The sequence below is a fragment of the Gemmatimonadota bacterium genome, from assembly GCA_021295815.1.
Lineage (GTDB): Bacteria > Gemmatimonadota > Gemmatimonadetes > Longimicrobiales > Gaopeijiaceae > JAGWBQ01.
The window spans coordinates 127,292-139,853 of sequence record JAGWBQ010000002.1 but is presented as its reverse complement, the minus strand read 5'-3'; the positions used below and the strand labels follow the sequence as shown (position 1 = coordinate 139,853).

General features: G+C 65.9%; 9 protein-coding genes and 1 tRNA gene. 6 read left to right on the top strand and 4 right to left on the bottom strand.

Going from position 1 to position 12,562, the window contains the following annotated elements:
* Nucleotides 1-4 precede the first annotated feature (4 nt).
* Nucleotides 5-75: transfer RNA gene (locus tag J4G12_01215), tRNA-Cys, on the top strand.
* A gap of 110 nt (nt 76-185) precedes the next feature.
* On the opposite strand, the gene J4G12_01210 is transcribed toward J4G12_01215, so the two are convergent.
* On the bottom strand, nt 186-3,530 hold the full coding sequence (locus J4G12_01210) for a DNA polymerase III subunit alpha (GenBank protein MCE2454426.1): 3,345 nt from the start codon (nt 3,528-3,530) through the stop codon (nt 186-188).
* A 100-nt stretch (nt 3,531-3,630) separates the two neighbouring features.
* Here J4G12_01210 and J4G12_01205 point away from each other — a divergent pair, with 100 nt between their 5' ends.
* From J4G12_01205 to J4G12_01195, 3 genes are read left to right on the top strand one after another with little or no spacing between them, the layout of a single operon-like run.
* Nucleotides 3,631-3,825, top strand: a complete 195-nt coding sequence (locus J4G12_01205) for a hypothetical protein (protein ID MCE2454425.1) — start codon at nt 3,631-3,633, stop codon at nt 3,823-3,825.
* 3 nt (nt 3,826-3,828) lie between these two features.
* Nucleotides 3,829-4,101: an OsmC family protein gene (locus tag J4G12_01200; protein MCE2454424.1), complete on the top strand. Its 273-nt coding sequence runs from the start codon at nt 3,829-3,831 to the stop codon at nt 4,099-4,101.
* Between the two features lie 47 nt (nt 4,102-4,148).
* Entirely contained in the window at nt 4,149-5,321 is a 1,173-nt protein-coding gene (locus J4G12_01195; protein MCE2454423.1) for an aminotransferase class I/II-fold pyridoxal phosphate-dependent enzyme, read from the top strand.
* 52 nt (nt 5,322-5,373) lie between these two features.
* Here the strand turns inward: J4G12_01195 and J4G12_01190 are convergent, their stop codons facing one another.
* Both J4G12_01190 and J4G12_01185 read right to left on the bottom strand, forming a co-directional pair.
* A complete protein-coding gene (locus tag J4G12_01190; protein MCE2454422.1) occupies nt 5,374-8,109 on the bottom strand; it encodes an FtsX-like permease family protein in 2,736 nt (911 codons plus the stop codon).
* The gene (locus tag J4G12_01185; protein ID MCE2454421.1) at nt 8,102-8,821 is read right to left on the bottom strand and encodes an ABC transporter ATP-binding protein; all 720 of its coding nucleotides are present in this window, start codon (nt 8,819-8,821) and stop codon (nt 8,102-8,104) included. Before J4G12_01185 ends, J4G12_01190 begins: the two co-directional genes overlap by 8 nt.
* A gap of 100 nt (nt 8,822-8,921) precedes the next feature.
* Between J4G12_01185 and J4G12_01180 the strand changes: the two genes are divergently transcribed.
* Nucleotides 8,922-9,527 carry an SRPBCC family protein gene (locus tag J4G12_01180; GenBank protein ID MCE2454420.1) on the top strand — a complete coding sequence of 202 codons (606 nt, stop codon included), beginning with the start codon at nt 8,922-8,924 and terminating at the stop codon, nt 9,525-9,527.
* Here the strand turns inward: J4G12_01180 and rho are convergent.
* Nucleotides 9,515-10,645 carry a transcription termination factor Rho gene (gene rho / locus J4G12_01175; protein ID MCE2454419.1) on the bottom strand — a complete coding sequence of 377 codons (1,131 nt, stop codon included), beginning with the start codon at nt 10,643-10,645 and terminating at the stop codon, nt 9,515-9,517. The two genes, J4G12_01180 and rho, sit on opposite strands and share 13 nt — an antisense overlap.
* A 644-nt stretch (nt 10,646-11,289) precedes the next feature.
* Between rho and J4G12_01170 the strand changes: the two genes are divergently transcribed.
* Nucleotides 11,290-12,562, top strand: a 1,273-nt coding sequence (locus J4G12_01170) for a hypothetical protein (protein MCE2454418.1), incomplete at its 3' end; no start/stop codon positions are given.

Below are 12,562 nucleotides of genomic sequence, written 5' to 3'. Positions count from 1 at the left end.
CGTCGGCGCCGTGGCCAAGTGGTAAGGCAGAGGACTGCAAATCCTTCATCCCCGGTTCGAATCCGGGCGGCGCCTCTATCGGTCCGCGGACACGCGAACGGCCAAGCGCCGCGTGGCCGGAACGCCTCCGGTCGGTTCCCGGCGGTGCGTCGACACTTTCGACGCCCGTCATTCCCGGCTCCCGGTCATCCCCAGCTCTTGATGCCGGGGGGATCACGCCTCAGAACGGCGAGGTAGCGGTACGGATCGCTTGGGGCGGCCGGTGCCGAGTTTGGGAGGTGTCCGCCGCTGCTCTCCTCTAGAAGGCTCTCCACCTGTTTCGCGACGACGTTTACGGTGGCTCCGTCTCTTCTCAGCGTTCCGTTCACCTTGAGGAAAGGTTCGAGGCGGACCACGCTCTTGCAACGCTCGTAGATCTGCGGGCGGACGATGACGTTCACGGGGCCGCATTCGTCCTCCATGAGCACGAACACGTATCCTTTCGCTGTCGCCGGCCGCTGGCGGGTGGTTACGAGTCCCGCCACGGTCACGTCGATCCCGGGCGATGCCGCCAGGAGCTCGTCGGAACGGACAACGTCGTTCGGCAGAGCTTCGCGGAGCGGGGCGAAGGGGTGGAGCTCCGCCGAGAAGTCGAGGGCGTCGTACTCCGCCATCATCCGTTCGGCAGCTCCGAGTTCCGGAAAGGCGAGATCCGAGTACGGGTCTTCGAAAGGCAGACCGAAGCTGGGTTCGCGGCGCCTCGGACGAGTGGTTCGGGACTCGGATCCGGCCGCCCCGGAGCCGGCGACGTCCGGACCCAGCCAGAGACCGGCCTGCCAGAGCAGCTCGCGCCGGGAGAGGCCGAAGCAATCCATCCCACCCACCCATATCAGGCTTTCCACGGCGGCGCGGGCGAGGCGGCGCGTCGTGATTCGCACCTCCGAACGCCGCAGCAAATCGGGCAACGAAGCGTAGCCGCCGCCCCGCTCACGCTCGGCCACCACGGCCTCCGCGACCTCCTCCCCCCACTCGCGCACGAACCCAAGGCCGATGCGCAGATCGCCGCCCTCGGCCGTGCAGCGCACCTGACTCCTGTTCAGGTCGGGCAGAAGCGTGGCCACGCCGTTCCGGCGACAATCGCGGCCCAGGGCGTCGAGCGAATAGAAACCCATCGGCTGATTGTTGAAGAGGCCGACGTAGAATTCCACCGGATAGTAGTGCCGCAGCCACGCCGACTGATAGGCGAGCAGTCCGAATGCGGCCGCGTGCGACTTCGGGAAGCCGAACTCGGAGAACGCGACGACCTGGGTGAAGATCACGCGGGCCTTTTCCTCGCTCACGCCGTTGGCCGCCGCTCCATCCCGGAAGCGTTCCCAGTGAGCGGAGAGAGCGTCGCGCGAGCGCTTGCGGCTCATAGCCCGGCGCAGGGATTCGCCCTCGCTGTCCGAAAACCCCGCCAGCGCCTGGCACACTCCCAGAACCTGGTCCTGAAAGACGATGACGCCCAGAGTTTCGCCGAGCGGCTCCGCGAGGAGCGGGTGTGCGTACTCAACCTCGTAGTCGGGATTGTCGCGAAGGAGCTCGCACCTGCGCACATAAGGGTTGACCGCCCCTCCGACGATGGGGCCGGGGCGCACGATGGCCACCTGCACCGCCAGCTCGCTCAGATTCCGAGGTCGTGTCCTCCGGATCATCTGGATCTGGGCCCTGCTCTCAACCTGGAAGATGCCTACGTTGTCGCCGGCGCAGAGGCGGTCGTAGACGGCGTCGTCGGCGAAGTCGATGCGCGAGAGGTCTGGGGCCTGCCCGTGACGCTCCGCGATCAGGTCGGTGGTTTCCTCGACCAGGGAGAGCATGCCGAGAGCGAGAAAATCTATCTTGACGAAGCCGGCGTCGTCGCAGGAGTCCTTGTCCCATTGACATAGCACCCTTCCCTCCCATGCTGCCGGCTGAAGCGGCACGAGCTCGACGAGTGGTCTGCTGGAAACGATCATCCCTCCCACGTGCTGGGATATGTGCCGCGGCAGGCCCGCGATTTCTTCGGCGAGCTCGCCCAGCATGCGCCAAGGTCGGGAGTCCGCGCGTTCGCCGAACTCCGGTAGCGTCCTCATTTCTTCGGCAAGCCCCCGGGCGGAGCGCTGTCCGGCGAGCTTCGAGAGCTTCTCCAGATCTCCCGTCGGGAGCTCGAGGGTCTTCCCGATCTCCTTGACCGCCGAGCGCAGGCGATAGGTGGGAAAGGTGCATACCAGGCCGGCGTGTTCGTCTCCGTATTTCTCGTAGATGCGGAGAATGAGCTGCTCGCGGATGTCGCGCGGAAAATCGAGATCGATGTCGGGGACGCTGCCCAGAGCTTCGTTCAGGAACCTCCCCAGGAAGAGCCTGTTCCTGACCGGGTCGATGTGCGAGAGACCGACGAGATAGCAGATGATCGAAGAGACCGAAGAGCCGCGCCCGCGCCCCGCAGGAAGATTGGCGCTCGCCCTGAGCGCGCTGCCGCGAACCTCGTGCGCGACCTCGGCAGCCAGGTTCATGATGTCGCGGTAGACGAGGAAGAATCCGGCGAGTCCGTGGAGATCGACCAGCGCGAGCTCGGTGTCGAGCCGTTCCCGGGCGTCTTCCCACTCACGGCTTCCCGGCCGGTAACGTTCTTCCAGCCGCGCCCGACAGAGGGCCGAGAGCGTTGAGAGCGCGCTCGTTCCCCGCCCGCCGTCGAAGTCGGGAAACTCGTATCCCAGATCCTCGGTGAGATCGAACGCCGAAGCCCGCTCCGCAATGCGAGCCGAGTTGCGGATCGCGTCGACGCGATCCGAGAAGCGCTGTCGCATCTCGTCGGGCGACGCAAGCCGGAAGAGCGAATTGGAGCGCCGCGCTCGATGAGAACCGTCGAGAGTCGACCGCTCCCGGATGGACACGAGAACGTCCTGAAGTCGACTGCGAGACGAGTCGTGGTAATGGACGTTGCCGGTGGCGACGACGCCGACGCCGGCGGAGTCGGCTAAAGATGCCAGAGCGCGATTTCTTGTCCGATCTCCGCGCACGGAGTTCTCCTGAAGCTCTACGAAGACGCCGCGTTCGCCGAAGCTCTCCATGATGGAAGCCATCAAGGATTCGGCGTCGGCCACCGAAGAGCGGCGAGCGGCGGCGAGCGGTCCTCGACGGCAGCCGGTGAGCAGGATGAGCCCCTCGGGGCGCGCGAGGAGAGATGCAAGGGGGAGCGCCACCCGATCGCGCGGCGACTCCATGTGGGCCTCGGTCACCAGGCGGCAGAGGTTGGCGTATCCCCGCCGGTTCTCCGCTATGAGCGTCACATGGTGCAGTCCGTCTCCAGGAAGGGTGTCGCGCAACGTGAGTTCGACTCCCGTGACGGGTTGAACGCCAGCGTTTTTCGCCGCTTGGGCGAATTCCATGGAGCCGTAGAGCCCGTCGTGATCGGTCAGGGCCAGAGCCCCGTATCCGAGCTCCGCCGCGCGCGTCGCGAGTTCTTCGGGATGGGACGCGCCGTCAAGGAAAGAGAATCCCGAGTGACAGTGGAGCTCGGCGTAAGGAACCATGACCGAACATAACCCGAATATCTTGAAGACGGAAGCGATTCGATTAGCTTACGGCCAGTCCGTCCCTCGGGACTCCCTTTCGATTCCACGACCAGTTGCCATGTCCGATCTCGTCTACCTTTCCATCAGCCGGATCGAGCGGCTCAAGGGACCGCACCGCCACGCCTGGCTCCCTGCGCACTCCGGCCCTGTGGAGTTCGGCGTCCACGGAGCGGTGAAGGAGCACTACGGCGCGGATCCCGAGCGCGAGATCACCACCACTCTCGACTACGTGGCGGCGTCCACCGGCGGGTGACTGGTGGGAACCTTCGGAGGCGCGCTGGAGGCGCGCGGGATAGATGCGAGCGACGGACGGCTCACCGCCGAAGTGCACGGCGAGGTCGAGAAGGAAGAGGACGGCGTGCTCGTCCTCCGCAGGATTCACGTCAAATACAAGCTGGAGGCGGAGCCGGAGCACGCGGAGACCATAGACCGAGTCCACGGTTTTCACGCCGACAAGTGCCCGGTCTACCGTTCGTTGAAGAAATCCATAGCGATCACGACCGCTCTCGACGTGGTGGAGGCCGGATAGTTCATCCCTTGCAGCCCGTGAAGGCGAGCTGCGGCTATTTTTATCCCATGTCTTCACCTGCTCGCACGGCTCGACGCACGCACTCGTTCACGGAATCCGTGATCCGGGAAATGACCCGGATCGCCACCAGGCACGGTGCCACCAATCTCGCCCAGGGTTTTCCGGATTTCGCCGCCCCTGAGCTTCTCAAGGAAGCCGCCTGCCGTGCGATCCGAACCGACGTCAACCAGTACGCCGTCACCTGGGGAGCTCCTCCGCTCAGGCAGGCTCTGGTGGAGTGGTACGCCCGTCGGTACGCGATGGAGGTGGACGGCGACACGGAGCTCACGGTGACCTGCGGCGCGACCGAGGCGATGATCACGGTCATGCTCGCCGCGGTGGATCCCGGTGACGAAGTCATCGTATTCGAGCCCTTTTACGAAAACTACGGCCCCGACGCCGTGCTCTGCGAAGCCGCGCCGGTATTCGTTCCGCTCGACCCGCCCGACTACCGGATCGATCCGGACAGACTCCGAGACGCGGTGACCGACCGCACCCGCGCCATCGTGGTCAACACGCCCAACAACCCGACGGGGCGGGTCTTCACCCGTGACGAGCTCGGAGTCATCGCCGACATCTGCCGCGAACGCGACATTCTGGCGATCACCGACGAGATCTACGAACACATCGTCTACGAGGGCGAGCACCTGCCGCTGGCCATGTTTGCGGGCATGCGCGACCGGACCGCGGTCGTCAGCGGTCTCTCCAAGACCTTTAGCATCACCGGCTGGCGCATCGGCACCATCGTCGCGCCCGCCGAACTGACCGGAGCCATCCGCAAGGTCCACGACTTCCTCACCGTCGGCGCCCCGGCCCCGCTCCAGGAGGCCTGCGCCGTCGGCATCCGCGAGCTGGAGAGCGAGTACTACGACGAGATGCGACGCGAGTACGCCGAGAAGCGCTCGGTCGTGCTGAAGGCCCTGACCGAGGCGGGATTCTCGTGCTCCAATCCGGAGGGCGCCTACTACGTGCTCGCGGATTTCAGCGAGCTTGCCGACGAGGACGACGTTTCCTTCTCGTACAGGCTGGTGCGCGAGGCGGGAGTGGCGCCGGTTCCGGGTTCGAGCTTCTTCAGCGAACCCGACCGAGGTCGGAATCTCATCCGATTTGCATTCTGCAAGAAGATGGACACCCTGCTCAGGGCCGGGGAACGCCTGGCCGACTGGAGCGCACAGCGGTAGCGGCCCCTTCCCCCGGGGGAACAGGCGAAACCTAAGATCGCTCCGAGCCCGCCTACTCTCCCCTCAGGGTAGCCAGCGGCGGCTTCGAGAGCAGGCCGCGGCTGCTGATCAGCCCGACGATCGCGGTGGCAGCCATCAGCCCGATCCAAAGACCCAGGAGCTCGAGCACCTGGGGTTGCTGCGCCACATCGGTTCCGACGACGATGAGAGGTATGGCCAGGAGCGCGCCCAGCAGCAGACCGCAGAAGGTGGCCAAGGTACCGATGCTCACGAACTCCGTGAGCAGCACGGTCAGAACCTGGCGACGACTCGCTCCGAGGGTGCGCAGGAGCGCCCCTTCCCGGAAACGCTGGGCTCTCGAGGTGGCCAGTACCCCGACCATCACCACCAGACCCACGAGGATCGCGAAGAGCGCGAGCAGGGATATGCCCTGCCGCACCCGTTCCAGGACGGTGACGAGCAGAGTCACCAACCGATGGAAGTCAAAGGCCGCGACCTCGGGGTGAGCGGCGAGTGTCGCCCGCTGGACCCGCGAATTCGCTTCGGCATCGTCGAAGATCGCGCCGGCCATGTAGCGAAACGGGATCGCTGCCGACGAGCCCGGTTCGAGAACGAGGGGAATCGACCCTCCCCGGAGCGCATCCAGGAAGACTCCGTTAAAGGTCGGGTCGGCCTGGGTCGTCGGGGGGATGTTGGGAGGCGTGCCGCTGCGCACGCTCGAAATGACCGTGGCCACGAACGTGCCCTCCGTTTCCCAGACGGCAGTGTCGCCCACTGCCAGTTCGAGTTCCGAGGCGATCCATTCCGTGATCGAGAGCCGCAGCGGCGAGTCGTCGGTACCCTGTCCGGGCATCCGATCGGTCATGGCGTTCCACCATTCCCCTTCGAGGATCACTTCGTCGTCTTCGAGATCGTTCCGAGTCGTGACCGTCCACCTTCGTTGGAATCCCCTCGTGAAGGAGTCGTTCGCGAGGTCCGTATCGGCTTGCGCGTCCGTCGGACGCTCGGCGACGATGTCCTCGTAGAGCCTCCCGTTGATCTCGACGATCTCCAGATCCGACATCGAAATGATCAACAGATTGCCGTCGATCCCGGCGCTTCCGTCCGACGTTCCCTCTTCGTCGACTCCGTTCCCGTCGTTTGCGGCCATCTCCGCCCGGGCCAGCTCTTCGATGGTTTCGCGTGCGTCGGTGTCGACGTTGTAGAAGAGCACCGTCGGGCTTATCCCGGATTCTTCGGTGAGGCCGGCCATCGCTCTTCCCAACGATCCGCCCATGACCACCACCAACGCGATTACGAAGGCCCCCGAGCCGAGTGCGATCGTCAAGGCCAGCGTCTGATTATGCGGACGGAAGAGGTTCGATACGCCCTGGCGCACGGGGTACGGCATCTTCTTCGGGAAGAACTTGCGGGTCGCGGCCGTGATCCCCCATGCCGCCAGCGCCAGCGCACCGATCGCGACGACGAGGGTGCCTGCGAAGGCCAGGCCGACGCCCCAGTGGGGAGCCTCGATCACGCAGAGGACCAGTGCGCTCGCCAGTACGATCAGCCAGGCGAGGATGGTCAAAGGGTCGAGGGCCCTCTTGCCACGTTCGCCGAAACCGCTTCTCAACGCTTCCAGAGGAGAGATCTTTCTGATTTTGAGGAGCGGAATGAGGGCGAAGACGAGCGCCACCCAGATCCCGATTCCTATGCCCGTCAACCAGGCCGCGGGCGAGATGCGCACGCCGAATTCGACCGGAACCAGTCCAGACACCACGATCGGGAAGAGCGCCTGCATCCCGACGCCGAGGACTCCGCCCAGGAGCGCACCGCCCAGACCAAGTCCTACGGCATGGATCAGGTAGGCCAGGAACGCGGTCCAGCGTCCCGCCCCGAGACAGCGAAGCACGGCTACCGAGGTGCGCTTTTCGAGGATGTAGATGTGGATGGCGCTGGCCACTCCGATGCCGCCCAGCAGGAGCGCCGCCACGCCCACCACGCCGAAGAAGCGGGTAGCGATCGAAGCCGCTTCCGCCAACTGGTCGGCCTCCTCCTCGGCGAACGAAACGTCGACTCTCTCCTCCATCCAAAAGGACTCTCGATCTTCGCGGAATTCGCGTCTTGCGCTCCGGTCCGGCATGACCAGGAAGGCCTCGTGAGTTGCCAACGTCCCGGTTCCTAGAAGCCTGCTCCGTTCCAACGTGGAGGGGGCGACATAGACGGAAGCACCGAAGATGGCGGACAGGAACTGACCTCCGCGGGTGGCGCCGGGGATGCCGGAGACGATGCCGGCCACCTCGAGCGTGAGCGAGCCTACTCGAAGAGGGTCGCCGGGCCTCGCGTTGAGTTCTGCGGCCACGGCCGTGCTCAGAAAGACCTGGTTCGGACCGATCTCGCCCGTCCATGCGTCTGCGGGATCGCTCGTCACCTCCCCGTAGAACGGATAGCCGCCGCTCACCGCGACGACCTGTCCCAGGCTTCCGAGTGAAGCGTCGGGGGTCGAGAGCATGCCGGTGGCCATCGATACGAAGCCTACCTCGGTCCCTTCGGCCGCAAGCGAGTCGAGCAGGCCGGCAACCCGGGGACCGAGACGACCGCCGGCGGGTGTCAGCCGCACGTCCGCACCTACGGACTCGCGAGCGTGATCGAAAATGGAGTCGACCACCTCTTCCCGAAACGACTGGATCGACACGAGCCCGCCCACTCCTACGGCGATCGAGAGCATGTAGAGCCCTATCCGCCGGAAGCCGTTCCGCCATTCTCGGAGGGCGAGGCGCAACGCGAAACCGGCGTTGACCCTACTCACCGGCGAATCCCGCGATCGCGGCGGCTCCGACGTAACCGCCGGGACGATCATCGACGATCCGACCGTCCGAGAGCTGGACCACCCGGTCGGCGAGCCCGGCGAGCTCGAGGTCGTGGGTCACGAGAACCAGGGTCGTCTTCGCCTGGCGATTGATGTCGCGAAGGATCGAGACGATCTCCGCACCCGTGCGCGTATCGAGATTGCCGGTGGGTTCGTCGGCGAAGAGAATGCCGGGCCGATTGGCGAAGGAGCGAGCCAGGGCCACCCTCTGCTGCTCTCCGCCCGAGAGCTGGATGGGATAGTGGTCGAGGCGGTCGCCCAGCCCGACCCGGGTGAGCAGCCCCGCCGCCGTCGCACGCGCCCCGCGCGAATTTCCGGCGAGCTCGACGGTCACCAGAACGTTCTCGAGGGCCGTCAAGGTGGGAAGCAGATGGAAGGTCTGGAAAACGAAGCCCACATGGCGCAATCTGAACTCGGCTCGTCCGTCCTCGCCCAGCCCGGCGAGATCTTTTCCATCGACCAGGACCTTGCCTTCAGAAGGCTCGTCGAGTCCCGCGAGCAATCCCAGCAGGGTCGTCTTTCCGCTCCCGGACGGACCCACGATGGCGACGAACGAGGACGGTTCGATATCGAAGTTCACGTCGCGCAGAACTCGAAGCGGCCTACCCCCGCTGGTGTAGGTCTTGCTGAGTCGTTCAGCCACTATTCTCATACGTTGGTCCTCCCTAGCTAGTTTTCGCTTGCACCAGGCTCAAGCCGGCCTGTACGCCGACCCCGCAGGGGTGTTTCGTTCCGCAACCGAGCCATATTCGATGACGTCAGACACCCGGACGACCTCGCCGATCAGTCCCGCAGGTCGAGGACCCGCATTCTCGCTCGGGGCGCTCGTGCTCGGCGGAGGCGCGCTCGTGCTAATGGTTTTTCTCGCGATCGGATTTCTCCTACCCTCCGACTGGGAGGTGAGCGTGGTACGCGAGATGGATGCCGGGCCCGGCGATATCTTCGATTTCCTCGATTCCCCCGAGGGTTGGCGGAGCTGGACGACCTGGCCCGAAGGCGGTCTCGTTCGGTCGGGGCCCGAACGGGGGGCCGGCGCCTCCATCTCCTGGGATGACCCGGAGGTGGGACGCGGAGCCTTCGATTTGGTGCGATCCGAAGCGTCCGAACGCGTCGAATACGCCGTCGAATTCGGTCAAGCGATGCGGGCGAGCGGCGTGGTCTTCCTTCAAACCGAGGGCTCTCGAACGCTCGTGGAGTGGACCGAGAAGGGCGATCTCGGTTGGAACCCACTCATGGGCTACTGGGCCCTCTTCATGGAAAAAGGGCAGACCCAAGAGATGGAGAAGAGCCTGGACCGTCTTGCGGCGCTGGCGGAGGGCGAAGGAGAGGGACGGGAAGAGGCCGCTCAGAGATCCTGAGCCCAGCGCACCAGCTCGGTATTGTTGGGTGTCTTGCGCAGGGCCCCCAGAATCTCCTGCATCGCTTCCACCGGGTGCATGACGCCCAGACGGTTGCGCAAGGCGTGGGAGACCGCGAGGGTGCGGTCGGAGAGTAGGAGCTCCTCCTTTCGGGTCGCCGACGCGGAAATGTCGATCGCCGGAAAGATGCGCCGGTCGGCAAGCTCCCTGGAGAGGACGAGTTCGCTGTTCCCCGTTCCCTTGAACTCCTCGAAGATCACCTGATCCATGCGGGAGCCGGTATCGACGAGAGCGGTGGCGATTATGGTGAGCGAACCGCCGCCCTGCGACGCGGGGATGTTGCGCGCGCTGCCGAGGAAGCGTTTCGGCTTCTCGAGCGCGTTCGAGCCCAGTCCGCCCGAAAGAGTTCGCTGGTTGCCCCCCGCCAGGTTGTTGTAAGCTCTGGCCATCCGGGTGATCGAGTCGAGAATGATCACCACGTCCTCACCAAGCTCCACCCTGCGCCGGGCTCGCTCCAAGGTAAGCTCGGACACCTGGGCGTGACGCTCCGCCTTGCGGTCGAAGGTGGAGGCCACGACCTCGCCGAAGCCGGTCTGCTCCATTTCGGTGACCTCCTCCGGTCGCTCGTCGACAAGAAGGATGATGAGGTGCACCTCGGGGTGATTCGTGACGACCCCCTCGGCGACGGCCTGCAAGACCGTCGTCTTACCTGCCTTTGCTGGCGCCACGATCATGGCGCGCTGCCCCTTGCCGAAAGGACAGAGCAGATCGACGACGCGGTTGGTCGGGTCGGGCAGACCGCGCACCGACCTTCCGCACTCCAGCACCAATTGCTCGTTGGGGTGCATGGCTCCGAGCTTGTCGAAGTGCGGCCGGTCGCGAAGCTCGGGGAGAGGAAGGTCGTTCACGCGCTCGAGATGAGCAAGCGGCGGGTTCTTGCCTCCGCGCGAGGTGCCGACGATACCCGCGAGTTCGTCGCCGGGCCGGAGTCCGTGGCGCTGCACCAGAGCCCGCGAGACGTAGATGTCGTTCGGACTCGTGGCGTAACCCGCCTCACGGAGCCTGATGAAACCCGTCCCTCCTCCCACGATTTCGAGCAATCCCAGAGGCCTGGACATGGCGGTGAGCTCTTCCGGGTCTTTCGGGAGGTCGGTTTTCGGAGCTCCGTGGTCGGCCCGCCGTCTGGGCTTCCTTCTTCGCCGCGGACGGCGGGGTCTGCGCGGTCCCTTCGAGGGTCCCGATCCGCTGGGCTTGTTCGAGTCGCCGGGCTCCGACGAACCGGGAGACGATGACGCCGCGGCACTTGAAGGGTCCGCGGTGACGGGGGGGGATTGGATGGAATCCATCACACTTCGGAGTTTGAGAAGATGTCCGATACCTGTGTGGTACGGATGTCGGCTTGGCCGGAGGTCCGACAACAAAACGCGGTCTCCTTGTCGGACCCCGAGGAGACCGGTCCGGTACTCGCGAGAGCGGCAGAGCTGCCCGTCCCGGCATCGGAGGTTCGGATACCCGGGTCCGCGTGTCCACACGTGACGGAGGTGGTGTCCTCAGTCGGGGACATCCCATGGACCTCGGCCTTGACCCCGGAAAGATACTACCTTTATGGCCGAGAACGCAAGTTGCGGCGCCGGACGGAGAGATCGGGCCTCGTTCAGCCTGCCGTCCCGGGCTTCCGCGGCGGCGCCTGGGCAAGCCCCGGCGGCGGCACGATACTTGCGATTTCGGAGTACGAACCTGCACTCCAACCAGCGAGCCGACCATGAACAGAATCGCACGCCATCTCCCGGCTCTGGCCTTAGCCGCCGGTGCCTCGTTCTCACCGGGCGAGGGGACTCTCCACGCCCAGGGACACGTCGCCGTCTCGGCCTCCGCCAGCATCGGCCCCCTCTTCGCGGGGGTCTCCTTCGGGATCGGGGATCCGCTCCCGTCCGGCTCGGTCTTCGCCCCGCTCCCGTATTTCGGCGGCAGCTACGGGTACGACGAGGGCGGATACGGGATCTACTCGGAGGGCCGGGGCGACGGATGGTCCGGCGGTTACTGGGACGCGTCCTACATCCGTCTGCGACCCTGCTGGGAGTCCGGCTGGGGTTGGGCTTACCGGATCGAGTGCGATCCGTTCTGGTCGACCTACCGCTACGGCTGGTACCGACCCTACTGGGGACACAGCTTCGCCTGGGGGTGGTCGGCGGGATGGAGTTCGGCGATCTGGGTCGACCCCTTCTATCGTCCGTGGGGACTCTTCACCGCCCACGATCCCTGGGGCTGGTACTGGGACGGTTATCGCGACGGCTACTGGGACGCGCATCGGTGGGGAGGCGGACGGTGGAATCGGGGAAGGCACGGCTTCGTCCACCGGGGCGGTTACGGATACGACGGTTACGGATACGGACGGGCCGTGGCCGGGGTCGGCTACAAGAGCGACCCTCGGTCAGGCGGTGACAATCGAGGAGACGTGGGAAGAAAGGCTGTGCCGCGGAATCCGGCAACGAGCGGTGACGGTGGGCGGCCCGACAGGATCGTAGGGACCGGTGCTCGCGTGGCGACGCCGCGAACAGGTACGGACGTGCGAGATGGCGCCACGAGGCCCCCGAGCCGAGTGGGCGTCACGCCGTCACGAAGAGCGGTTCCACGGGACGGCGGAGCTGCGCGCACGGGCGAAACGCGGCCGCCGTCGCGAGTCGGGGTCCCTTCCGGCGAAGGGCGGTCGGGCGTGGGCACGCTGCCGAGCCGGCGCTTCAGTCCCCCGACGAGGAGCGCGGTCGGCAGGACCTCAACGACCGCACGAAGCACGCGGAGTCGCGCAGGGTCCGACGACGGTGGCCGTGCGGCCTCGGATCGCACCGCCACGATGCGAACGCCCACCAGCCGGACGGTGCCCGCGACCAGCCGGGTACCGACGCGAGCGACGCCGCCTCGGGCATCGAGCAGCTCGGCCCGTCCGCGCACGCCGCCTCGGGCATCGAGCAGCTCCGCCCGTCCGCGAACGCCGCCCCGGGCATCGAGCAGCTCCGCCCGTCCGCGAACGCCGCCCC

Excerpts from the sequence above, each read along its gene's own strand:
- J4G12_01210 (MCE2454426.1), bottom strand. The coding sequence starts at position 3,530 with ATGGTTCCTTACGCCGAGCTCCACTGTCACTCGGGATTCTCTTTCCTT.
- J4G12_01205 (MCE2454425.1), top strand. The coding sequence starts at position 3,631 with ATGTCCGATCTCGTCTACCTTTCCATCAGCCGGATCGAGCGGCTCAAG.
- J4G12_01195 (MCE2454423.1), top strand. The coding sequence starts at position 4,149 with ATGTCTTCACCTGCTCGCACGGCTCGACGCACGCACTCGTTCACGGAA.
- J4G12_01185 (MCE2454421.1), bottom strand. The coding sequence starts at position 8,821 with ATGAGAATAGTGGCTGAACGACTCAGCAAGACCTACACCAGCGGGGGT.
- J4G12_01180 (MCE2454420.1), top strand. The coding sequence starts at position 8,922 with ATGACGTCAGACACCCGGACGACCTCGCCGATCAGTCCCGCAGGTCGA.
- rho (MCE2454419.1), bottom strand. The coding sequence starts at position 10,645 with ATGTCCAGGCCTCTGGGATTGCTCGAAATCGTGGGAGGAGGGACGGGT.